This window comes from Pseudacidovorax sp. RU35E (genome assembly GCF_900156165.1).
Classification (GTDB): Bacteria; Pseudomonadota; Gammaproteobacteria; order Burkholderiales; family Burkholderiaceae_C; genus Xenophilus.
In genome coordinates this window covers 1-20,013 of record NZ_FTMY01000009.1, presented here as the reverse complement: position 1 = coordinate 20,013, position 20,013 = coordinate 1, and the positions used below count along the sequence as shown (strand labels likewise).

The 20,013-nt window shown below is 69.7% G+C and carries 19 protein-coding genes; 4 read left to right on the top strand and 15 right to left on the bottom strand.

All coding sequences use genetic code 11. The features are described 5' to 3' along the window. Both BXA03_RS16775 and BXA03_RS16770 read right to left on the bottom strand, forming a co-directional pair. On the bottom strand, window positions 1-885 hold the full coding sequence (locus tag BXA03_RS16775) for a carbohydrate ABC transporter permease (RefSeq protein ID WP_076509935.1): 885 nt from the start codon (window positions 883-885) through the stop codon (window positions 1-3). 88 nt (window positions 886-973) lie between these two features. Continuing rightward, window positions 974-2,236, bottom strand: a complete 1,263-nt coding sequence (locus tag BXA03_RS16770; protein WP_076509932.1) for an ABC transporter substrate-binding protein — start codon at window positions 2,234-2,236, stop codon at window positions 974-976. Between the two features lie 142 nt (window positions 2,237-2,378). Here BXA03_RS16770 and BXA03_RS16765 point away from each other — a divergent pair, with 142 nt between their 5' ends. Beyond that, window positions 2,379-3,077, top strand: a complete 699-nt coding sequence (locus BXA03_RS16765) for a response regulator transcription factor (protein WP_076509930.1) — start codon at window positions 2,379-2,381, stop codon at window positions 3,075-3,077. Continuing rightward, window positions 3,070-4,545 (top strand): sensor histidine kinase, encoded by a 1,476-nt coding sequence (locus BXA03_RS16760; RefSeq protein WP_076509928.1) that lies wholly within the window; start codon window positions 3,070-3,072, stop codon window positions 4,543-4,545. Before BXA03_RS16765 ends, BXA03_RS16760 begins: the two co-directional genes overlap by 8 nt. A gap of 21 nt (window positions 4,546-4,566) precedes the next feature. Here BXA03_RS16760 and BXA03_RS16755 read toward each other — a convergent pair whose 3' ends face one another. After that, entirely contained in the window at window positions 4,567-5,556 is a 990-nt protein-coding gene (locus tag BXA03_RS16755; protein ID WP_076509926.1) for a LysR family transcriptional regulator, read from the bottom strand. 32 nt (window positions 5,557-5,588) lie between these two features. Between BXA03_RS16755 and BXA03_RS16750 the strand changes: the two genes are divergently transcribed. After that, entirely contained in the window at window positions 5,589-6,782 is a 1,194-nt protein-coding gene (locus BXA03_RS16750; RefSeq protein ID WP_076509924.1) for an MFS transporter, read from the top strand. A 25-nt stretch (window positions 6,783-6,807) separates the two neighbouring features. Then, window positions 6,808-7,848, top strand: a complete 1,041-nt coding sequence (locus BXA03_RS16745) for an aldo/keto reductase (protein WP_076509922.1) — start codon at window positions 6,808-6,810, stop codon at window positions 7,846-7,848. Between the two features lie 70 nt (window positions 7,849-7,918). Here BXA03_RS16745 and BXA03_RS16740 read toward each other — a convergent pair whose 3' ends face one another. The 12 genes from BXA03_RS16740 to BXA03_RS16685 all read right to left on the bottom strand — a co-directional run. Further along, entirely contained in the window at window positions 7,919-8,833 is a 915-nt protein-coding gene (locus BXA03_RS16740; RefSeq protein WP_076509920.1) for an SDR family oxidoreductase, read from the bottom strand. A 137-nt stretch (window positions 8,834-8,970) separates the two neighbouring features. After that, a complete protein-coding gene (locus BXA03_RS16735; protein WP_076509919.1) occupies window positions 8,971-9,912 on the bottom strand; it encodes a glutathione S-transferase family protein in 942 nt (313 codons plus the stop codon). 118 nt (window positions 9,913-10,030) lie between these two features. Beyond that, the gene (locus BXA03_RS16730) at window positions 10,031-11,707 is read right to left on the bottom strand and encodes an isovaleryl-CoA dehydrogenase (RefSeq protein WP_076509917.1); all 1,677 of its coding nucleotides are present in this window, start codon (window positions 11,705-11,707) and stop codon (window positions 10,031-10,033) included. Window positions 11,708-11,760: 53 nt separating this feature from the next. Further along, window positions 11,761-12,777: an NADP-dependent oxidoreductase gene (locus tag BXA03_RS16725; RefSeq protein WP_076509915.1), complete on the bottom strand. Its 1,017-nt coding sequence runs from the start codon at window positions 12,775-12,777 to the stop codon at window positions 11,761-11,763. A gap of 16 nt (window positions 12,778-12,793) precedes the next feature. Next, a complete protein-coding gene (locus BXA03_RS16720; RefSeq protein ID WP_076510391.1) occupies window positions 12,794-13,228 on the bottom strand; it encodes a PaaI family thioesterase in 435 nt (144 codons plus the stop codon). 51 nt (window positions 13,229-13,279) lie between these two features. Then, window positions 13,280-14,077 carry an SDR family oxidoreductase gene (locus BXA03_RS16715; RefSeq protein ID WP_076509913.1) on the bottom strand — a complete coding sequence of 266 codons (798 nt, stop codon included), beginning with the start codon at window positions 14,075-14,077 and terminating at the stop codon, window positions 13,280-13,282. A 46-nt stretch (window positions 14,078-14,123) separates the two neighbouring features. Further along, a complete protein-coding gene (locus BXA03_RS16710) occupies window positions 14,124-14,339 on the bottom strand; it encodes a hypothetical protein (protein WP_076509911.1) in 216 nt (71 codons plus the stop codon). Continuing rightward, entirely contained in the window at window positions 14,339-16,171 is a 1,833-nt protein-coding gene (locus BXA03_RS16705) for an acyl-CoA dehydrogenase (RefSeq protein ID WP_076509909.1), read from the bottom strand. Before BXA03_RS16705 ends, BXA03_RS16710 begins: the two co-directional genes overlap by 1 nt. Window positions 16,172-16,246: 75 nt before the next feature. After that, complete coding sequence (locus tag BXA03_RS16700) at window positions 16,247-16,672, bottom strand: PaaI family thioesterase (protein ID WP_200803393.1); 426 nt, start codon at window positions 16,670-16,672, stop codon at window positions 16,247-16,249. Window positions 16,673-16,703: 31 nt separating this feature from the next. After that, the gene (locus BXA03_RS16695; RefSeq protein WP_076509905.1) at window positions 16,704-17,879 is read right to left on the bottom strand and encodes an acetyl-CoA C-acyltransferase; all 1,176 of its coding nucleotides are present in this window, start codon (window positions 17,877-17,879) and stop codon (window positions 16,704-16,706) included. After that, window positions 17,876-19,378 carry a M20 family peptidase gene (locus tag BXA03_RS16690; protein ID WP_076509903.1) on the bottom strand — a complete coding sequence of 501 codons (1,503 nt, stop codon included), beginning with the start codon at window positions 19,376-19,378 and terminating at the stop codon, window positions 17,876-17,878. The genes BXA03_RS16695 and BXA03_RS16690 overlap by 4 nt, the downstream gene beginning before the upstream one ends. 38 nt (window positions 19,379-19,416) lie before the next feature. Further along, the coding region (locus tag BXA03_RS16685) for a 3-hydroxyacyl-CoA dehydrogenase family protein (protein ID WP_234983718.1) at window positions 19,417-20,013 on the bottom strand (597 nt) is incomplete at its 5' end.

Here is a 20,013-nt window from a genome sequence, read left to right as displayed (position 1 = left end):
TCAGGAGCCCTTTTTGGTCCGCAGTTCGGAGTACAGGTACGGCACCACCACCGCCGCCACGGTGGCCAGCATGACGGTGGCGCTGGCCGCGCCCAGGCCGATCTGCCCGCGGGTGAAGGCCATGGCGTACATGAAGGTGGCCGGCAGGTCGGTGGCGAAGCCGGGGCCGCCGGCGGTGAGCGCCATCACCAGGTCGAAGCTCTTGATGGCCAGGTGGCTGACCACCAGCACGGTGCTGAAGAACACCGGCCGCAGGCTGGGGATGATGATGCGCCAGTAGATGCGCGGCAGGCTGGCGCCGTCCACCTGCGCCGCCTTGATGATGGCGTCGTCGATGCCGCGCAGCGCCGCCAGGAAGAGCGCCATGACGAAGCCCGCGCTCTGCCAGATGCCGGCGATCACCACGCAGTAGATGGCCCGGTCGGGATCGACCAGCCAGTCGAAGCTGAAGCCGGCGAAGCCCCAGGACTGCATCAGGTGCTCCAGGCCCATGCCGGGGTTGAGCATCCACTTCCAGGCGGTGCCGGTGACGATGGCCGAGATGGCCATGGGGTACAGGTACACCGTGCGCAGCACGCCCTCGGCGCGGATCTTGTGGTCCAGCAGGATGGCCAGCAGAAGGCCCAGCAGCGTGCTGCCGCCGATGAAGAGCACGCCGAAGATCAGCATGTTCGTCATCGCGACGCGGAAGCGCTCGTTCTCCCACAGGGTGAGGTAGTGGTCGAGCCCGGCGAAGTCGTAGTTGGGCAGCAGCCGCGACTCCGACACCGACAGGTAGCCGTTCCAGGCGATCAGGCCGTAGATGAACAGGAAGGCCAGCACGAAGCTGGGCGCGATGACCAGCTTGGGCAGCCAGGGCGTGGGCAGGCGGGAAGGCGCGGACATGGGGCTCCCTCGTCGGGCGATGCGGCGGCGGGCCCCGGCGCGGGTGGCGGCCGGGGCGGTGCTCGTCAGGTATGCAGCGCGGTGCCGGTCAGCGGGTCTTGGCCGCGGCGGCGATCTTGGCGACGGCGTCCTGCGCGCTCATCTTGTCGCTGTTCCAGTACTGGCTCACCGCGTCCTTGAGCGCGCCTTCGACGGCCGAGGGCACGGCCATGCTGTGGGCCGCGCTGGGCACCAGGGCGCCCGACTTGGCGGTGGCCGCGAAGTCCTTGGCCGAGAGCTTGGCGCAGTCGTCGAACTTGTCCATGGGCACGTCCAGCCGCACCGGGATCGAACCCTTGGCCAGGCTGAAGGTCTCCTGGAAGGCGGGCGACATGATGGCCTCGGCCAGGTCGTTCTGCGCCTTGATGCGGTCATCGCCCTTGACCTTGAACATGGCGAAGGAATCGATGTTGAAGGTGAAGGCCTGGGCCGTGCCCGGCGCGGCCATGCACAGGAAGTCGGTGCCCGGCTTCTTGCCCGCGGCAACGAACTCGCCCTTGGCCCAATCGCCCATGAACTGCATGCCGGCCTCGCCCTTGATGACCATGGCGGTGGCCAGGTTCCAGTCGCGGCCGGAGGCGGCCTTGTCGGTGTAGGGCTTGATGCGCTTGAAGGTCTCGGCGGCCTTGATCATGGTCGGGCTCTTGAGCGCGTCCTGGTCCAGCTGCACCAGCGCCTTGCGGTAGAAGTCGGCGCCGCCGACGCCCAGCACCACCGTCTCGAAGGTGGTGAAGTCCTGCCAGGGCTGCCCGCCGTGGGCCACGGGCGTGATGCCGGCCTTCTGCATGGCATCGGCCGTGACGAAGAACTCGTCCCAGGTGGTGGGCGCCTTGGCCTTGGCCTTCTTCAGCGCCTCGGGGTTGATCCAGAGCCAGTTCACGCGGTGCACGTTGACCGGCGCGGCCACGTAGTTGCCCTTGTATTTCATGATGGCGGCCACGGTGGGCGGCAGCGCCGCGTCCCACTTGTTGGCCTTGGCCACGCTGTCGATGCTGGTCAGCACGCCTTCGCGCGCCCATTCCTGGATGGCCGGGCCCTTGATCTGGGCGGCCGACGGCGCATTGCCCGAGACCACGCGCGACTTCAGCACCGTCATGGCCGAATCGCCACCGCCGCCGGCCACGGCGAAGTCCTTCCAGGTGTCGCCCTTGGCCTGCAGCGTGGCCTTGAGCGCGGCAGCGGCCTTGGCCTCGCCGCCGCTGGTCCAGTAGTGCAGCACCTCGACCTCGCCCGCCTGAGCGGCGCCGGCCAGAGCCAGCCAGGCCACTGCGGCGGCGGTGCGGGTGAAGGAAGCAGTCGGATGGTTGCGCATGGCCAGGTCTCCTTAAGTCGCCCCGCGGGGCCGTTGAGTGGTCGGCGTCGTCGCCGCGGCCGGATTATTAAAGTCTCTTTAATTTATTAATCTAAGGTTAAACCCGAGGCCGAAGCGGCCCTGCTTCGTTAATCTCGGCGCCATGCACATCCTGCTTGCCGAAGACGACGCCCTGCTGGCCGACGGACTGGCGGCCCAGCTGAAGGGCGCCGGCTTCGCGGTGGAGCACGCGCCCAATGGCGCCGTGGCCGAGTACCTGCTGGGCCGCCATCGCTTCGACCTCGCCATCCTCGACCTGGGCCTGCCGCTGCTGGACGGCCTGAGCCTGCTGCGCAACGTGCGCGCCGAGCAGCCGCTGCTGCCCATCGTCGTGCTCACCGCCCGCGACAGCCTGGAAGACCGCGTGAGCGGCCTGCAGGCCGGTGCCGACGACTACGTGACCAAGCCCTTCGACTTTCCGGAGCTGGAAGCGCGGCTGCACGCCCTGCTGCGCCGCACCCGCGCGCGCGGCAGCGGCCTGCAGGTGGGCGGCATGCTGCTGGACCGCGACAACCGCCGCGCCACGGTCGGCGGCGAGGCCATCGAGCTGAGTGGCCGCGAATGGGCCATGCTGGAGCTGCTGGCCGAGCGCGCCGGCGAGGTCGTGACCAAGGACGAGATCGTGCGCGCCTGGATGGGCGACGAGGGCGACAGCGCCGCGGTGGGCAACGCGGTGGAGGTCTACGTCCATAAGCTGCGGCGCAAGCTGGAGAAGCCGGGTCTGGTCATCCGCACGGTGCGCGGGCTGGGCTACCTGCTCGAAAGCCCGGCGCCGGCAGCGACGGCGGGCGTACGTGGCTGATCGGCGCGCCTCCGCCCCCCGCCGCTTCGCGCCCACCCTGCGCCGCCAGCTCTTGCTGTGGCTGCTGCTCCCGCAGCTCGTGCTGTGGCTGGCGGGCGGCCTCGCCGCCTACCAGCTGGCCGAGCGTTACACCAACGCGGCCGTCGACGCGAGCCTGCTGCAGGCCTCGCGTGCCCTGGCCCGCCAGCTGCGCCCGTTGGACAACGGCCTCTTGATCGACTTTCCACGCGCCGCCCAGGACGTGCTGGAGGCCGACCCCGACGACCGGCTGCACTACATGGTCAGCACGCCCCCGGGCGCCTTCATCCTGGGCAACCACCAGTTGCCGCTGCCACCGGCAGCCGTCATGGCCCGGCCACCCATCGGCCAGCCCTACTTCTACGATGCGCTGCTGCCGCCCGCCAACGACGAGGTCGGCACGCGACAGCCGCTGCGCGTGGCTGCCCTCTTCCTGCGCCAGGGTGGCCGCGACGACCCGGACGCGGTGCTGCTGGTGCAGGTGGCCCGCAGCCGCACCAGCCGCGAGGAGCTGGCACGCGGCATCCTCTGGGACACGCTGCTGCCGCTGGCCGGGCTGATCCTGCTGATGACCACGGTGATCTGGCTGGGCATCCGCGCCGGCCTTGCGCCACTGCTGCGCCTGCGCCGCGAGGTCGAAGGCCGGGCGCCCACAGACCTCACACCGATCCGCCTCGACGCTGCACCGGGCGAGGTGCGCGCGCTGGTGATGGCGGTGAACGGCCTGCTGGCGGCCGTGCAGAACAACCTGGCGCAGCAGAAGCGCTTCATCAGCGATGCCGCGCATCAGATGCGCACCCCGCTGGCGGGCCTCAAGTCGCAGGCCGAGGTGGCGTTGGCCCTGGCCGGCGACGACGCCCAGCGCGAGCGCCTGCGCCGCGTGCACGAGAGCGCGGACCGCAGCGCGCAGCTGGTCAACCAACTGCTCACCCTTGCGCGGGCCGAGCCCGACACCGCCGCGGCCCGGGGCTCGCCGGTGGACCTGCGGGCGCTGGCGCAGGAGCTCACCGCCACGCTGGTGCCACGCGCGCTACGCGAGGGCATCGACCTGGGCTTTGCGCCGACGGAAGAGGATGGGGGCCCGCAGGGGGAGGCCCTGCCCCTCATCGTCACCGGCCATGCCTGGCTGCTGCGCGAAGCCCTCAGCAATCTGATCGACAACGCCCTGCGCTACGCGGGCCGTGGCGCGGTCGTGACGGTGGATGTTCAGCGCGATGGCAACGAGGCGGTGCTGAGCGTCACCGACGATGGGCCCGGCATCGCGCCGGAGGACTCGTCCCGCGTCTTCGAGCGCTTCGTGCGCGCGACCGACCAGGGCAACGGCTGCGGCCTGGGCCTGCCGATCGTGAAGGAGATCGTGGAGCGCCAGGGGGGGCGCGTGACGCTGGCGTCCGCCATTCCCCACGGGCTGTGCGCCCGAGTCCATCTGCCGCGTGCACCGTTGGCCTGAAGCCAGACGTCGAAGCCAGGCTCAAGAAGCCGGCGCGGGCACCCGGTCCGCACCCTCGAAGTCCGCGTTCGCCGCCAGGAAGTCCAGCACCGCCCGCACCCGCGCCGGCAGCCGCCCCGGTCGGCCCAGATAGACGGCATGCAGCGGCTCCAGCTCGTGCGGGTTGAACGCCTCCATCACCGGCACCAGACGCCCCGCGCGCAGGTCGGGCAACACGTGGTAGACCGACAGACGCGCCAGCCCCACCCCCTCCAGCGCCAGCAGGCGCAGCGCCGCACCGTCGCTGGCGCGGGCGCTGCCCACCACCGGCATGGCGACCGCACGGCCATCGACGACCAGCGGCCAGTCGGGCACGTTGCGGCGATAGGTGGAACCCAGCCGGTTGTGGCGCGCGAGCTCCTCCACCGTGGTGGGCGCGCCGTGCCGCGCCAGGTAGTCGGGTGAGCCGACGATGGCCTGCGCCGTGTGGCCCAGCAGCCGGCCCACCAGATCCGAAGGCGGCAGCTTGCCCCAGCGGATCGCGATGTCGCAGCGCTCCTCCATCAGATCGACCACGCGGTCGGTCAGCACCACGTCCACCTGCAGCTCCGGATAGGCCTCCAGCAGTCGCGGCACCAGCGGCAGAAGAAGGCGATGCCCAAAGGGAATGCTGGCATTGATGCTGACCCGCCCGCGCGGCGCGGCGCCGGCGCCCACGCAGCGCTCCGCCTCGTCCAGATCGGCCAGCACCCGCAGGCCGCGCTCGTAGAAGAGCTGCCCTTCGGCCGTGAGCTGCAGCTTGCGCGTGGAGCGGTGCACCAGTTGCACCGAGAGACGCGCTTCCAGCCGCGCCACCAGCTTGCTGATGGCCGAGGGCGTCAGACCCAGGTGCCGCGCCGCAGCCGAGAAGCCGCCCCGGTCCACCACCTGCACGAAGGCCTCCAGTTCGCCGGCGCGGTTGACCTCCACACGCGCGGCGGCCGATTTGTGAATTGGCTTCACAGCTGCTTGTCCAGAAAGCGTCCTAGTCATCGTGACGCGATCAGATCACAGTCACGGCCATCATGCCTCTCGCACTACTTGCCCTCACCGCCGGCGCCTTTGGCATCGGCACCACCGAATTCGTCATCATGGGCCTGCTGCAGCAGGTCGCGGCCGATCTGCGGGTGTCCATCACGGCGGCCGGCCTGCTCATCTCCGGCTATGCGCTGGGCGTCGCCGTGGGTGCGCCCGTGCTCACGCTGGCCACGCGACGCCTGCCGCGACGCACGGTGCTGATCGCGCTGATGGGCGTGTTCACCGCAGGCAACATCGCCTGCGCCCTGGCGCCCGACTACGCCACGCTGATGGCCGCCCGCGTGCTCACGTCGCTGGCGCACGGCACCTTCTTCGGCGTCGGCGCCGTGGTGGCCGCCGGCCTGGTGCCGCCGGAGCGCCGGGCCTCGGCCATCGCGCTGATGTTCACCGGTCTCACAGCTGCGACGCTGCTGGGTGTGCCGGCCGGCGCCTGGATCGGGCTGCAGTGGGGCTGGCGCGCCACCTTCTGGGCCGTGGCCGTGGTCGGCGTGGTCGCGCTCGCGGTGCTGATGCGCCTCGTGCCGCGGCAGGCGCAGGCCGAGGCGGCCGCCACGCTGGCCGAGGAGCTGTCGGTGCTGGCCCGGCCCCAGGTGTGGCTGAGCCTGGCCATCACCATCCTGGGCTTCGGCGGCGTGTTCGCTTTCTACACCTACGTGCAGCCGGTGCTGACGCAGGTGACCGGCCTGTCCGTCGCGGCCGTGTCGCCGCTGCTGCTGGTCTTCGGCGGCGGGCTGGCGGTGGGCAACATCCTGGGCGGCCGGCTGGCCGACCGGGCGCCGATGCCGGCCGTGATCGGCACCCTGCTCGCGCTGGCCGTGGTGCTGGCACTGGCCCCGATCGCCATGCCACATCGCCTGGCTGCGGCGGTCTTCCTGGCGGCGCTGGGGGTGGCCGCCTTCGCCACCGCCGCGCCGCTGCAGGCCCGCATGCTGGAGCAGGCGGCCGGCGCGGGTCAGAACCTGGCGTCCAGCCTGAACATCGCCGCCTTCAACCTGGGCAACGCCCTCGGCGCCTGGGTGGGCGGCGCGGTAATCGACCACGGGCCCGGGCTGCAGGGCCTCGGCCCCGCAGCCGCCGGGCTCACGCTGGCCGGGCTGGCGCTGGCGCTGGTCAGCCGGGCGATGCAGCGTCGTCGCCTGTCCGCCGACGCGCCTTCCACGCCCCGCCGCTGCAACGCCTGACCCTGACACCCAAGGAGAAACCACCATGGAACATCGACTGCTTGGCCGCTCCGGCTTCCGCGTCCCTGTGCTCGGCTTTGGCGCCGGCACCTTCGGCGGACAAGGGCCGCTCTTCAGCGCCTGGGGCCGCACCAACGTGGACGAGGCCCGCGAGATGATCGCCATCTGCCTGGAGGCCGGTGTCTCGCTCTTCGACACGGCCGACGTGTATTCGGACGGCGCCTCCGAGCGCGTGCTGGGCGAGGCGCTGCAGGGTCGGCGGCACGAGGCCATCCTGTCGACCAAGCTCACGCTGCCCGCCGGCCCCGGCCCCAACGACCGTGGCTGGTCGCGCCACCACCTGATCGGCGGCGTGGAGGCCGCGCTGCGCCGCCTGCGCACCGAACACATCGACCTGCTGCAACTGCATGCCTTCGACGCCGCCACGCCGGTGGAGCTGATGCTGCGCACGCTGGACGACCTGGTGCGCAGCGGCAAGGTGCGCAGCATCGGCGCCTCCAACTTTGCGGGATGGCAGCTGATGAAGGCACTGGCCGAGGCCGACCGACTGGGCACGGAGCGCTTCGTCGCCAACCAGGCCTACTACTCACTGATCGGCCGCGACTACGAGTGGGAGCTGATGCCGCTGGGCATCGACCAGGGACTGGGGGCCATCGTCTGGAGCCCCCTGGGGTGGGGCCGGCTCACGGGCCGCCTCCGCCGCGGCCAGCCGCTGCCCGAGGGCAGCCGCCTTCACCAGACGGCCGGCTTCGCACCGCCGGTGGAGGACGAGCGCCTGTTCCGCGTGGTCGAGGCCATGGATACCGTGGCCGAAGAGACCGGCCGCACCCTGCCACAGATCGCCATCAACTGGCTGCTGCAGCGGCCCACGGTGAGCAGCGTGCTCATCGGCGCGCGCGACGCGACGCAACTGCGCCAGAACCTCGGCGCCATCGGCTGGCAGCTCAGCGCCGCGCAGATGGCCCGCCTGGATGCGGCCAGCGCGACGACGCCGCCCTATCCCTACTACCCGTACTGGAACGGCCAGTTCACCGAACTGGCGCCGCCAGCCGTGCCGGCGGGTTGAAGCTTGGCACGCACGGAGACGTCGGTCTTCCTCGGCCGCCCGAGCACCATCGGCCGATGGCTGAGCCCGCTCAACCGCCCCGCAACTGCGCCTTCAGCTGTGCCCCCAGCTCCGGCCGCTCCAGGAAGGGATCGGCCGGGTTCTGGATGGCCACGATGTTCTCCATGCGGCTCTTCACGTTGCCCAAGGCCTTGGCGCCGGTGTGGCTGAAGACGTAGAACTGGTTGTCGCTGATGGCCTGGAAGACCTTGTGCGCCACCTCGGCCGCCGTGACCTTGCCGCTGGAAACGGCCTTCTCGGACATGGCCTGGCCGATCAGCTGGCTCTTGGTCAGCTGGCCCTGCGCCAGCGCGCCACCCGGCCGGTTGCGGTCGCTCTGCACGATGGCGGTGGGCACGAAGTAGGGGCACAGCAGGCTGGCGCCGATCTGGTCGGTGACCAGGCGCAGATCCTGGTACATGGTCTCGGTCAGGCTCACCACGGCGGCCTTCGCGGCGTTGTAGATGCCCATGTTGGGGGCCGTGAGCAGACCGGCCATGCTGGCGGTGTTGGTGATGTGGCCACGGTAGGCCGGGTCTTTCTCGGCGGCCTCCAGCATCATGGGCACGAACAAGCGCACGCCGTGCACCACGCCCCACAGGTCCACGCCCAGCACCCATTCCCAGTCGGCGACCGAGTTCTCCCACACCAGGCCGCCGGCACCCACGCCCGCGTTGTTAAAGACGAAATGCGGCGCGCCGAAGCGCTCCTTCACGGCCGCGGCGAGGGCTCCCATCTCGCTGGCGTTGGCGACGTCCACCCTGCGCGCCATCACCTGCACGCCGGCGGCCTTCATCTCGGTCTCGGCCTTGTCGAGCGCATCCTGCTGCACGTCGACCAGTACGAGGTTCATGCCGCGCGCCGCGCCGATGCGCGCGCATTCGAGGCCGAAGCCGGAAGCGGCGCCGGTCAGCACCGCGGTCTTGCCGTGGAAGTCCTGGATCATGGAAGTCGGTCCTTTTGCCGTTGTCTCTGGAATGCGGAGGATTGCCGCTGTGCGACCGATTGGAGCGCCCGCGACGCCCCACGGCTGTCCTGCAGGCGACGTCGGCGGGCAGCACAAGCCCGCCGCCATCGCGCCGATCAGCCCGCGTCGGCTGCCTTCAGCACATAGCCCGTGCGCGGAAAGTGCACGTGCAGCGCCCCTGCCCGCTCGTCTTCGCGGGCCAGCGTGAAGTGCGTGCGTGTCGCGGCCACCAGCGTGCCGGCGGTCTCTTCGAGGCCGAAGCTCTCAGCGCGGATGGTCACCGCGCTGCCCAGCGGGATGCCATGGTCGTCCTGGAAGGTGCTGTCGGTCAGCAGGGTCTTGGGCGCCGCGGCCTTGGCGATGGCCAGCGCGTCGGCCGACCCGATCTTCTCGAACGTGCCGTGGCCGATGGCCTTGATGCGGTCCATCCAGTCGACCACCGCCGGCGTGAGCTGCAGGATGGACTTCACCGCATTGACGCGGCTGGTGTACCAGAGCGGGTGGTAGGCCGCGAAGTCGGCGATGCAGGGCACCTCGCCGAGCAAGTGGCTGCGGTCGTCCAGCATGTCGGACAGGCGCCGCAGGTAGTTCTTGTAGGCGGCGGCGGCATCGGCCGGCTTGATGCGCGCCATGTTGCCGGCGGTCATCTTGCCGCGGTCTTCGCCGAAAGCCTTGGCCGCCTCGGCCGGCAGGCTGGCGAAGAGTTCGGCCGCGCCCTTGGGCTGCAGGTTCCAGGCCATGGCGGCCCAGAACAGCGTGCTGTCGGCCCACTGCGCCACGATGCGGGCCAGGCCCTTCTCGGGCTCGGGGTAGAGGGTGGGCTCGGGCTGCAGGTGCTCCAGCACGTCGGCGATGAGGGCGGTGTCGCAGTACACGTCCGCGCCCACCTGCAGCACCGGCGTGCGGCGGTAGCCGCCGGTCAGCGCCACCAGGTCGGGTTTGGGCATGACCGAGGGAATGATCACCGACTTCCAGGCCAGCTTCTTGTGGCCGAGCAGCAGGCGCACCTTCTCCGAGAAGGGCGAGGCGGCGTAGTGGTGCAGGATGATGTCTGCCATGGGGACTCCGGAAAAGGACGGCGGCATGGCGCCGGGGTTCAGCGGCGTACGCCGCTGCGTGGTTCGGATGCGAAGAACGTCTGTGCGTGGGCCCGGGCCGCCCCTGCGAGTGGCAGACTCAGCGCGGCATGGCCCGGGCCAGGATGGCGTCGAAATCGGCGCCCTCGCCCAGTGTGCCGAAAGTCTGGCCCCAGTCGCCACCGATGCGCGAGGCGCAGAAGGCCTCATGCACCGCTGCCGGCGCCGTCTGCACCAGCAGCGCGGCCTGCACGGCCAGCGCCACGTCCTGCGCCAGGCGGCGCGCCTGCGTCTCGGTGGCCATGGCTTCCACGCGCGTGGGCAGGGCCTCCATCAGCCGGTCGAGCGCCGGATGCGCGCCGCGGGCGGGCGCCAGTTCGTCGGCCAGCGCCGCGGCGATGTCGCCCTTGCGCAGGGCGCGCAGCAGGTCGATGGCCATGATGTTGCCGGCGCCCTCCCAGATGGAGTTGACCGGCATCTCGCGGTAGATGCGGGCCAGCACGCCTTCGCCGCCCTCCTCCACGTAACCGTTGCCGCCCAGGCATTCCATGGCCTCCTGCGCCAGCGCGGCGCCGCGCTTGCAGATCCAGAACTTGGCGATGGGCGTGAGCACGCGGGCGAGCAGCCGCTCGCGCGGGTCGTGCGCGCGGTCGAAGGCGCGCGCGAGGCGGATCGACAGGGCCACGGCCGCTTCGCTTTCGAGCGCCATGTCGGCCAGCACGTTCTTCATCAGCGGCTGCGCGATCAGCGGCTTGCCGAAGGCGCTGCGCTGCGCGGTGTGGTTGAGCGCCTGGGCCAGCGCCTGGCGCATCAGGCCGCTGGTGCCCAGCGAGCAGTCGAGCCGGGTCATGGTGCCCATCTCGAGGATCTGCGGCACACCGCGCCCTTCCTCGCCCACCAGCCAGGCGGTGGCGCCGTGGAACTCGACCTCGGAGCTGGCATTGGCCCTGTTGCCCAGCTTGTCCTTCAGGCGCTGGATGCGCAGTGCGTTGCGCGTGCCGTCCGGCAGCACCCGCGGCAGGAAGAAGCAGGAGAGCCCCGCCGGCGCCGGCGCCTGCGCCAGTACCAGGAAGGCGTCGCACATCGGGGCCGAGAAGAACCACTTGTGGCCGGTTAGCACATAGCGCTCGCCCCAGGCGTCGCTGCCGTCGCGCACCGCCTGCGTGGTGTTGGCACGCACGTCCGAGCCGCCCTGCTTCTCGGTCATGCCCATGCCCATGGTCACACCGGGCTTGTCGCGCCAGACAGCCAGCTGCCGGTCGTACCAGCGGCTCTGCAACTTGGGCGCCCAGTCGGCGTAGATGGCGGCATTGCCGCGCAGGCCGGGCGTGGCCGCATAGGTCATGGAGATGGGGCACAGCATCGAGGGCTCCAGCTCGGTGAAGAGCATGAAGCCGGCAGCACGCTGCACATGCGGCGATCGGCCGGCCGCGGCCGCCGCCGGATCGCCCGCCTCGGCCCAGGGCGTGCCGTGCAGGCCTGCGCCCACGGCGGCGCCCATGAGCGCGTGGTAGCTAGGATGGAACTCCACCTCGTCGATGCGCCGGCCGAAGCGGTCGTGCGTGTGCAGCACCGGCGTGTGCACATTGGCCAGGCGCGCATGCTGCTGCATCAGCGCCGTACCCACCTCGCGGCCCAGCGCCTGCAGCGGCGACAGGTCAAGACTGGGTGCGTTGAAGCGCAGGGCGTCCTGCAGTGCGCGGTTCGTGGCGAACAGGTCGTAGTCGACCAGCGGCTGGGGCTGGTTGAAGACCTCGTGCGTGACAAAAGCGTTCATGCCTGCCTCCTGGCCTTGCGAAGCCGGCGCACCGGCGGGACAGCGTCAGTGCCTCAGACCAGCTTGACCAGCTGCTTGCCGAAGTTCTTGCCCTTGAGCAGGCCAAGGAACGCCTCGGGCGCCTTCTCGATGCCCTCGGCGATGGATTCGCGCGGGCGCAGTTTGCCGGTGGCGACCAGCGTGCCCAGCTCCTTGAGCGCCTCGGGCCAGACTTCCATGTGCTCGCTGACGATGAAGCCTTCGAGCTTCACGCGGTTGATCAGCAGCAGCGTGGGGTTCTGCAGCGGCAGCGGCTGGCCGTCGTAGCCGGCGATCATGCCGCACAGGGCGATGCGGGCGAAGGCGTTCATGCGCAGCAGCACGGCGTCGAGGATGTAGCCACCGACGTTCTCGAAGTAGCCGTCGATGCCGTCGGGGCAGGCTTCCTTGAGCGCGGCGCTCATGCTCTTGACGTCGGGGTGCTGCCGGTAGTCGATGCAGGCGTCGAAGCCCAGTTCGTCCGTCACGTACTTGCACTTGTCCGGCCCGCCGGCGATGCCGACCACGCGGCAGCCGCGGGCCTTGGCCAGCGCGCCGAAGGCGCTGCCGACGGCGCCGCTCGCGGCCGTGACGACCAGCGTCTCGCCGGCCTTGGGCGCAATGATCTTGACCAGGCCGTACCAGGCCGTCACGCCGGGCATGCCGACGGCGCCCAGGTAATGCGACAGCGGCACGTGCGTGGTGTCCACCTTGCGCAGCATGCCGGGCTGGTTGGCGTCGACCACGCCGTATTCCTGCCAGCCGCCGAAGCCCACCACCTTGTCGCCCACGGCGAATTTGGGATGGCGGCTCTCGACGATCTCGCCCACCGTGCCGCCCTGGAAGGTCTGGCCCAGGGGCTGCGAGGCGGCATAGCTCTTGGAGTCGTTCATGCGACCGCGCATGTACGGGTCCAGGCTCAGGTAGTGGTGGCGCACCAGCACCTGGCCATCGGTCAGGGCCGGCGTCTCGGCGGTCACCAGCTTGAAGTTGGCGAGTTCGGCCTCGCCGGTCGGGCGGTTGTCCAGGTGGATCTGCTTGTTCTGCGGCATGGTGGTGCGCTCCGGGTCAGTCGGTGGAAAGGGGTTGAAGGGAATGCACGCTGCGGCCTTCGACCGGCAGGCGCTTGACGTACTTGAAGGTGCCGGTGGCATGCGAGCACAGGCGGCCTTCGGCGTCGACGATGCGTGCCTCGGTGAAGGCCAGCGTCGCCGTGCGGTGCATCAGCCGACCATGAGCCACCAGCGGGCCGCGCGCGGGCTGCATGAAGCTGGTCTTCATCTCGATGGTGACGACGCCGATCTCCGGCTGCACGCTGCGCGCCGCCGTGGCCATGGTCACGTCCAGCAGCGTCATGCAGGCCCCGCCGTGCGCCACCTGGAAGCTGTTGAGGTGCTCGTCGGTCGGCGTGTAGCGCAGCTCCGACTCACCGCCCTCGAAGCGGTGCATCGTGAAGCCAAGATGGTGGACGAAGGGAATGTCGACGCCGAAGGAAATGTTCATGGTCTGGAAGGCCACCACACGAGGCGGCGCGGGTTCGATGGAAAGGCGGGCTCAGGCCGCGCCCAGCACGACGCTGGTGCCACCATCCACCGCCATCCACTGGCCGGTGATGTGCTTGCCCGCGTCGCTGGCGTACAGCAGCGTGATGCCCTTGAGATCCTCATCATCGCCCAGGCGGTTGAGCGGCGCGGCAGCCTTCATGTTGTCCTCGCCCAGCGCGTCGATCAGGCCAGCGGCCATCTTGGTGCGGAAGAAGCCGGGGCAGATGGCGTTGACGTTGATGCCATGGTGGCCCCACTCGGCGGCCAGGGTGCGGGTGAAGCCGATCACCGCGGTCTTGGAGGTGTTGTAGGCGAGGGTCTTCATGCCGATCGGGTTGCCGTTCAGGCCCGCGATGGAGGCGATGTTGATGATGCGCCCGGTCTTCTTGGGGATCATGTAGCCGTTGGCGATCTGCTGGCTCAGGATGAAGTAGCCGCGGACGTTGAGGTTCATCACCTTGTCCCAGGCGGCCACCGGATGCTCCTCGGCCGGGGCACCCCAGCTGGCGCCGGCGTTGTTCACCAGGATGTCCACGGCGCCCATGCGCTCCAGCGTCTCGTCGGCCAGGCGGCGGGTGTCGTCTTCCTTGCTGCAGTCGGCGGCGATCCAGCGCGCATCGATGCCCGCAGCCTGCAGCTCGGCCGCGGCCTGCTCCAGATCCTCGGCCTTGCGCGAACTGAGCATGACCCGGGCACCGGCCTCGCCCAGCGCATGGGCCATCTGCAGGCCCAGGCCGCGGGAGCCGCCGGTGATCAGGGCGACCTTGCCCTTCAGGTCGAACAATTGCTGGACGGTGCGTGCGCTCATGGCTTCTTGTCTCCGGAAATTGCGAAATGGGCGCGACGCGCCCGGTTCAGGGTTTGATGCGGGAACGGATGTAGATCAGCACCACGCCGGCCAGCACGGCCACGCCGCCCGGCACGCCGATGGACCAGCCCAGCGGCGCGTCCTGGCGGGCAGTGGCGATGCCCAGCACCACGATGAACAGGCCGGCGTAGATCAGGATCCAGCACAGCTTCTCGGTCCAGTGGCGTTGCTTGGGCGGGCGGACGGGTGCTTGGGGAGTCATCAGAAGGCGTCTTCGGGAAGGTCTGCGCAGACCGGCTCGCGGCTCTCGACCACGTTGAGCCAGGCGCCGATCTTGGGCAGTTCGTAGCGGAAGAAGTAGGTGGCGGCGCCAAGGCGGCCGGTGGTCGACAACGAGGTCGCGCCATTGTCCTTCTCGATGGCCTTGTCCGCGACATCCAGCCACATCCACGCCAGGACCATGTGACCGAAGGCCTGCATGTAGGGCACCGCATTGACCAGCGCCTCTGCCGGGTTGCCGGTGGACCACGCAGCCTGGATGGCCGACGTCACGCGGCCGAAGGCCTGGCCCAGCGCGTCGGCAAAGCCGGCCAGCTCGGGCCGGGCCGCGGCGCGGGCGATGGTCTCCTGCACGCGGGCGCCCAGCAGCTGCAGGCCCTTGCCGCCTTCCATCAGCACCTTGCGGCCCAGCAGGTCCGCGGCCTGGATGCCGTGCGTGCCCTCATGGATCATGTTCAGGCGGTTGTCGCGCCAGTACTGCTCCACCGGGAAGTCGCGCGTGTAACCGTAGCCGCCGTGGATCTGGATGGCCAGCGAATTGGCCTCCAGGCACCATTCGCTGGGCCAGCTCTTGGCGATGGGCGTCAGCACCTCCAGCAGCAGGCGGGCGTCGTCCGCGGCCTCGGGCGTGCCGGTCTTCTGCTCGTCCACCAGGCGGGCGCAGTACAGCTGCAGGGCCAGCGCGCCTTCGCAGTACGCCTTCTGCGCCAGCAGCATGCGGCGCACGTCGGCGTGCTCGATGATGCGCACCTGCGGACGGGTCGCATCCTTGCCGGCCGGGCCTACGGGCCGGCCCTGCGGCCGGTTCTTGGCGTAGTCGAGCGAGGCGTGATAGCCCGCCATGCCCAGCATGACGGCGGCCGTGCCGACGCCGATGCGGGCCTCGTTCATCATGTGGAACATGCAGGCCAGGCCCTGCCCCGGCTTGCCGACCAGATAGCCCACGGCACCGGCCTTGCCGTCGACCGGGTACTTGCCCTCGCCGAAGTTGAGCAGCGTGTTGGTGGTGCCGCGCCAGCCAAGCTTGTGGTTGAGACCGGCCAGCGCCACGTCGTTGCGCACGCCAGTCAGATTGCCTTCGGTGTCCACCATCTTCTTGGGGACGATGAACAACGAGATGCCCTTGACCCCGGGAATCAGCTTGCCCTCGGCGTCGGGAATCTTGGCCAGCACGATGTGGACGATGTTCTCGGTCAGCTCATGGTCGCCGGCCGAGATCCACATCTTGTTGCCCTTGAGCCGGTAGCGGGGCCCAAGCGGGTCGTTCTCGAAGCCGTCACCGTCCGGCACGGCGCGCGTGGCCACGTCCGATAGCGAGGAGCCGGCCTGCGGCTCCGACAGGCACATGGTGCCGGCCCAGCGGCCCGAGAACTCGTTGAGCGCGAAGACCTGCTTCTGCATCTCGGTGCCATGCACCATCAGCAGGTTGGCATTGCCGCTGGTGAGCATGTTCGAGCCGATGCTCACCGACGCCATGGCGAAGAAGGAATTGGCCGCCGCCTGCACCGTGTAGGGCAGCTGCATGCCGCCGATGTCGTAGTCCTGCGCGGCCGCCATCATGCCGCTCTCGACGAAGGCCGCATGCGCTTCGTGCGTGGCGCGCGGCAGAACGACCTTCTCGCCGTCGAAATGCGGCTCTTCCACATCCACGGTGCGATTGGCCGGCGCGTACTTCTCGCGGGCGATGCGCTCGCAGGTGTCGAGCACGGCATCGAAGGTCTCGCGCGAATGGTCGGCGAAGCGCTGGCGCTCGTTCAGGCGCTCGGCATGGAGCCAGTCGTAGAGCAGGAAGTCGAGGGTGTCGCGATAGCTCATGGTTGTCTCGTGGTGAAGAAGACCGCGCCGGAGTTCGGCGCGGGGTTGGGCAGTAGCGGCCTGGACGCCCTGTGCTCAGCCCTGCGCCGCGATCAGGGCCATGGTGCCCGCCGCCTTGACGGCCAGCGTGCGCTGCCCATCGGCCGCCACCGCATAGACCTCGGCCTCGGCAAAGCTCAGTTGGCGTCCCGCCCGCAGCACCCAGGCCTCGCACTCCAGGCGCACACCGCGGGCGCCTCGCAGGAGCGTGGTCTTGAACTCGGCGGTGACGATCCAGAAGCCATCCGGCGCCATCGTCTGCGCCGCCGCGCCCATGGTGTGGTCGGCGATGGAAGCCATGACGCCGGCATGGACCACCCCGGTGTGCTGCAGGTGGCGCGGCGCGAGCGTGAGCGCCGTGCGCACCCGCCCTGCCTCGCCGCCCGTCGCCTGCACGCCCAGGTCGGCCATGAAGGGCGCACTGGCGAAGAAGCCCTGCAGCGTGGGCAGATCGACCTTCATCGCCATGCCTTCGGTGCGCGTACGCCGAGGATCAGAGAACCTCGAACACGCCGGCCGCACCCATGCCGCCGCCGATGCACATGGTCACCACCACCTTCTTGGCGCCACGACGCTTGCCTTCGATCAGCGCATGGCCGGTCAGGCGCTGGCCGCTCACGCCGTAGGGATGGCCGACGGCGATGGCGCCGCCGTTGACGTTCAGGCGGTCGTCCGGCAGGCCCAGCTTGTCACGGCAGTACAGCACTTGCACCGCGAAGGCTTCGTTCAACTCCCACAGGTCGATGTCATTGACCGTCAGGCCCAGTTTCTTGAGCACCTTCGGGATGGCGAAGACGGGGCCGATGCCCATCTCGTCCGGCTCGCAGCCCGCCACCGCGAAGCCCAGGAAGCGGCCCAGCGGCTTCAGGCCCTTGCGCTCGGCATAGGCCTCGTCCACCACCACGCAGGCGCCGCCGCCATCGGAGAACTGGCTGGCATTGCCGGCCGAGATCAGGCCGCCGGGCATGGCCGGGCGGATGCCGCTGATGCCTTCCTTGGTGGTGCCGGGACGGATGCCCTCGTCGTTCTCGACGGTCACTTCCTTGGTGATCAGGCCCAGCTGGCCGTCGGCCACGCCGGCCAGCACGGTGATCGGCGCGATCTCGTCCTTGAACTTGCCGGCTTCCAGCGCGGCGGTGGCGCGTTGCTGGCTGCGGGCGCCGTATTCGTCCATGGCCTCGCGGCCGATGTTGTAGCGCTTGGCCACCTGCTCGGCGGTCTGCAGCATGTTCCAGTAGATCTCGGGCTTGTTCTTGACCAGCCAGGGATCGGTCAGCATGTGCTTGTTGGCCTCGTTCTGCACGCACGATATGCTTTCCACGCCACCGGCCACGTACACGTCGCCCTCGCCCGCGATGATGCGCTGGGCGGCGGTGGCGATGGTCTGCAGGCCCGAGGAGCAGAAGCGGTTGATGGTCATGCCCGAGGTGGTCACGGGCAGGCCGGCGCGCAGGGCGATCTGGCGCGCGATGTTGCTGCCGGTGGCGCCTTCGGGCGTGGCACAACCCATGATGACGTCGTCGACCTCGGCGCCATCGATGCCGGCGCGCTGCACCGCATGCTGCACGGCGTGGCCGCCGAGCGTGGCGCCGTGGGTCATGTTGAAGGCACCCTTCCAGCTCTTGGCGAGCGGCGTACGGGCGGTGGAAACGATCACGGCGCGGGTCATGGTGTCTTCCTTTGAATGGAGGCGGAAACGGAAGCGGGCTGCGACGCGTTGCGCAGCAGCTGCTGGTAGAAGCCGATCATGTCGCCGTAGGCGGCGATGCTCAGGCGTTCGTTGGTGCCGTGGAAGCGAGGCAGGTCCTCGTTGTTCACACGGATGGGCGAGAAGCGGTAGACCGCCTTCGAGATGCCCGTGAAATGGCGCGAGTCGGTGGCGGCGGTCATCAGGCCGGGGGCTACCACCGCATCGGGGAAGCGCTCGCGGATGCTGCGCTCGATGAGCGCATAGCCCGTGCTGTCGGTGGGCGAAACTGGCGACGGCTCGGCATTGCCGGGATAGGCCTTGATCTGGATGTCGTCGTCGGCCAGCGCCTTCTTGAGGTGGGCCTGCACGCTGTCCAGCGTGTCGCCGGGTAGCACGCGGAAGTTGACGGCCGCCTCGGCGCGGCCAGGCAGCACGTTGTCCTTGTTCCCGGCGCGCACGATGGTGAGCGCGGTGGTGGTGCGCAGCATGGCGTTGCTGCTGGGGCTCTTCTCGAGCTGGCCCCGCACCAGGGGCTCAGTGAGCCACAGGTTGGAGAGCATCACGCGATTAAGCGGGCTCATCTCCGGCGCGAGGGTGCCGAACATCTGGCCCGCCACGCCGCGGATACCACCCGGCATGGCCGAGGCCTCGAGCCGGGCCAGCGCCGCGCTCATGCGGCCGATGGCACTGTGCGCGGGCGGCATGGACGAATGGCCGGGCGAGGTGTCGAGCGTGAGGAAGAAGGTGCCGTAGCCCTTCTCCGCCAGGCCGATCAGCGCCGCGGGCTTCGACAGGCCGGGCAGCACGCCGTCGAGCACCAGCAGGCCCTCGTCGAGCACCCATTCCAGCTCGACGCCGCGCGACTGCAGCAGCTCGGCGATGGGCCTGGCGCCGCGCAGGCCGCTGACCTCCTCGTCGTCGCCCATCACGAAGTAGAGGGTCTGGCGCGGCTGGAAGCCGGCCGCCAGCAGCGACTCCACGGCCTCCAGTTGGGCCAGCAGGTTGCCTTTGTCGTCCATGGTGCCGCGGCCCCAGATGAAGCCGTCCTTCACCTCGCCGGCGAAGGGGTCCACGCTCCAGGCGCGCTCGGTGCCGGGCGCGATGGGCACCACGTCCTGATGCGCCATCAGCGCGGCGGGCATGGCCTTGGGGTCGCGCCCTTCCCAGGTGAAGAGCAGCGCGTGCCGCCCCACCACCTCCTTGCGAAGCGCACCGTGCACACGCGGAAACTGCTGGGCCAGGTAGGCCTGGAACTTGTCGAACTCGGCGCTGGACTCGCCCGAGCCGTCCATGGCCGAGACGGTGCGAAAGCGCACCGCACCCGCCAAGCGCTGCGCTGCCGATCCGAGGTCGATGTCCGCCTTGGGTGCTGGCGCCACGGCGACCTGCCGCGAGCCTTGACGCCAGGTGTTGAGGCCCAGCGCCGCGGCCAGCAGCACCAGCGCGGCGAGCAGGATCGACAGGAGGCGGCGGATCATCGGCAGTCGGTGCGGCAGTGCGTCAGTGGTTCAGTGCCTCAGGCCTGATCGAACCCTTTGCCCTCGGCCGCCAGCTTGCTGATCAGCCCGGCAGGCTCCCAGAACTTGGCATCGTCGTTGGGGTTGCGGCCGAAGCGCTGCATCGCCTGCACCACGTTGAACAGCCCCTGCTGGCTGGCGTAGTGCATCGGGCCGCCGCGGAAGATCGGGAAGCCGTAGCCCGTGATGTAGACCATGTCGATGTCGCTGGCCTTGCTGGCGATGCCGTCTTCGAGGATGTGCGCACCCTCGTTGACCAGCGAATACACCAGACGCTGCACGATCTCCTCGTCGCTGATCTTGCGCGGCGTGATGCCCAGTTCCTTGCGGTGCTCGGCAATCATGTCCTCCACCAGCTTGGACGGGATCGCGTCGCGCTTGCCGGCCTGGTAGTCGTACCAGCCCGCGCCCGTCTTCTGGCCGAAGCGGCCGAGCTCGCACAGCTTGTCGGCCGTGCGGCTGTACTTCATGTCGGGCTGCTCGACCGAGCGGCGCTTGCGAATCGCCCAGCCGATGTCGTTGCCGGCCAGGTCGCCCATGCGGAAGGGGCCCATGGCGAAGCCGAACTTCTCGATGGCCTTGTCCACCTGCGCTGG

Bases quoted from the DNA above. Each gene is read 5' to 3' on its own strand.
- BXA03_RS16775 (WP_076509935.1), bottom strand. From the start codon at position 885: ATGTCCGCGCCTTCCCGCCTGCCCACGCCCTGGCTGCCCAAGCTGGTC.
- BXA03_RS16770 (WP_076509932.1), bottom strand. From the start codon at position 2,236: ATGCGCAACCATCCGACTGCTTCCTTCACCCGCACCGCCGCCGCAGTG.
- BXA03_RS16765 (WP_076509930.1), top strand. From the start codon at position 2,379: ATGCACATCCTGCTTGCCGAAGACGACGCCCTGCTGGCCGACGGACTG.
- BXA03_RS16755 (WP_076509926.1), bottom strand. From the start codon at position 5,556: ATGACTAGGACGCTTTCTGGACAAGCAGCTGTGAAGCCAATTCACAAA.
- BXA03_RS16750 (WP_076509924.1), top strand. From the start codon at position 5,589: ATGCCTCTCGCACTACTTGCCCTCACCGCCGGCGCCTTTGGCATCGGC.
- BXA03_RS16745 (WP_076509922.1), top strand. From the start codon at position 6,808: ATGGAACATCGACTGCTTGGCCGCTCCGGCTTCCGCGTCCCTGTGCTC.
- BXA03_RS16740 (WP_076509920.1), bottom strand. From the start codon at position 8,833: ATGATCCAGGACTTCCACGGCAAGACCGCGGTGCTGACCGGCGCCGCT.
- BXA03_RS16735 (WP_076509919.1), bottom strand. From the start codon at position 9,912: ATGGCAGACATCATCCTGCACCACTACGCCGCCTCGCCCTTCTCGGAG.
- BXA03_RS16730 (WP_076509917.1), bottom strand. From the start codon at position 11,707: ATGAACGCTTTTGTCACGCACGAGGTCTTCAACCAGCCCCAGCCGCTG.
- BXA03_RS16725 (WP_076509915.1), bottom strand. From the start codon at position 12,777: ATGCCGCAGAACAAGCAGATCCACCTGGACAACCGCCCGACCGGCGAG.
- BXA03_RS16720 (WP_076510391.1), bottom strand. From the start codon at position 13,228: ATGAACATTTCCTTCGGCGTCGACATTCCCTTCGTCCACCATCTTGGC.
- BXA03_RS16715 (WP_076509913.1), bottom strand. From the start codon at position 14,077: ATGAGCGCACGCACCGTCCAGCAATTGTTCGACCTGAAGGGCAAGGTC.
- BXA03_RS16710 (WP_076509911.1), bottom strand. From the start codon at position 14,339: ATGACTCCCCAAGCACCCGTCCGCCCGCCCAAGCAACGCCACTGGACC.
- BXA03_RS16705 (WP_076509909.1), bottom strand. From the start codon at position 16,171: ATGAGCTATCGCGACACCCTCGACTTCCTGCTCTACGACTGGCTCCAT.
- BXA03_RS16700 (WP_200803393.1), bottom strand. From the start codon at position 16,672: ATGAAGGTCGATCTGCCCACGCTGCAGGGCTTCTTCGCCAGTGCGCCC.
- BXA03_RS16695 (WP_076509905.1), bottom strand. From the start codon at position 17,879: ATGACCCGCGCCGTGATCGTTTCCACCGCCCGTACGCCGCTCGCCAAG.
- BXA03_RS16690 (WP_076509903.1), bottom strand. From the start codon at position 19,378: ATGATCCGCCGCCTCCTGTCGATCCTGCTCGCCGCGCTGGTGCTGCTG.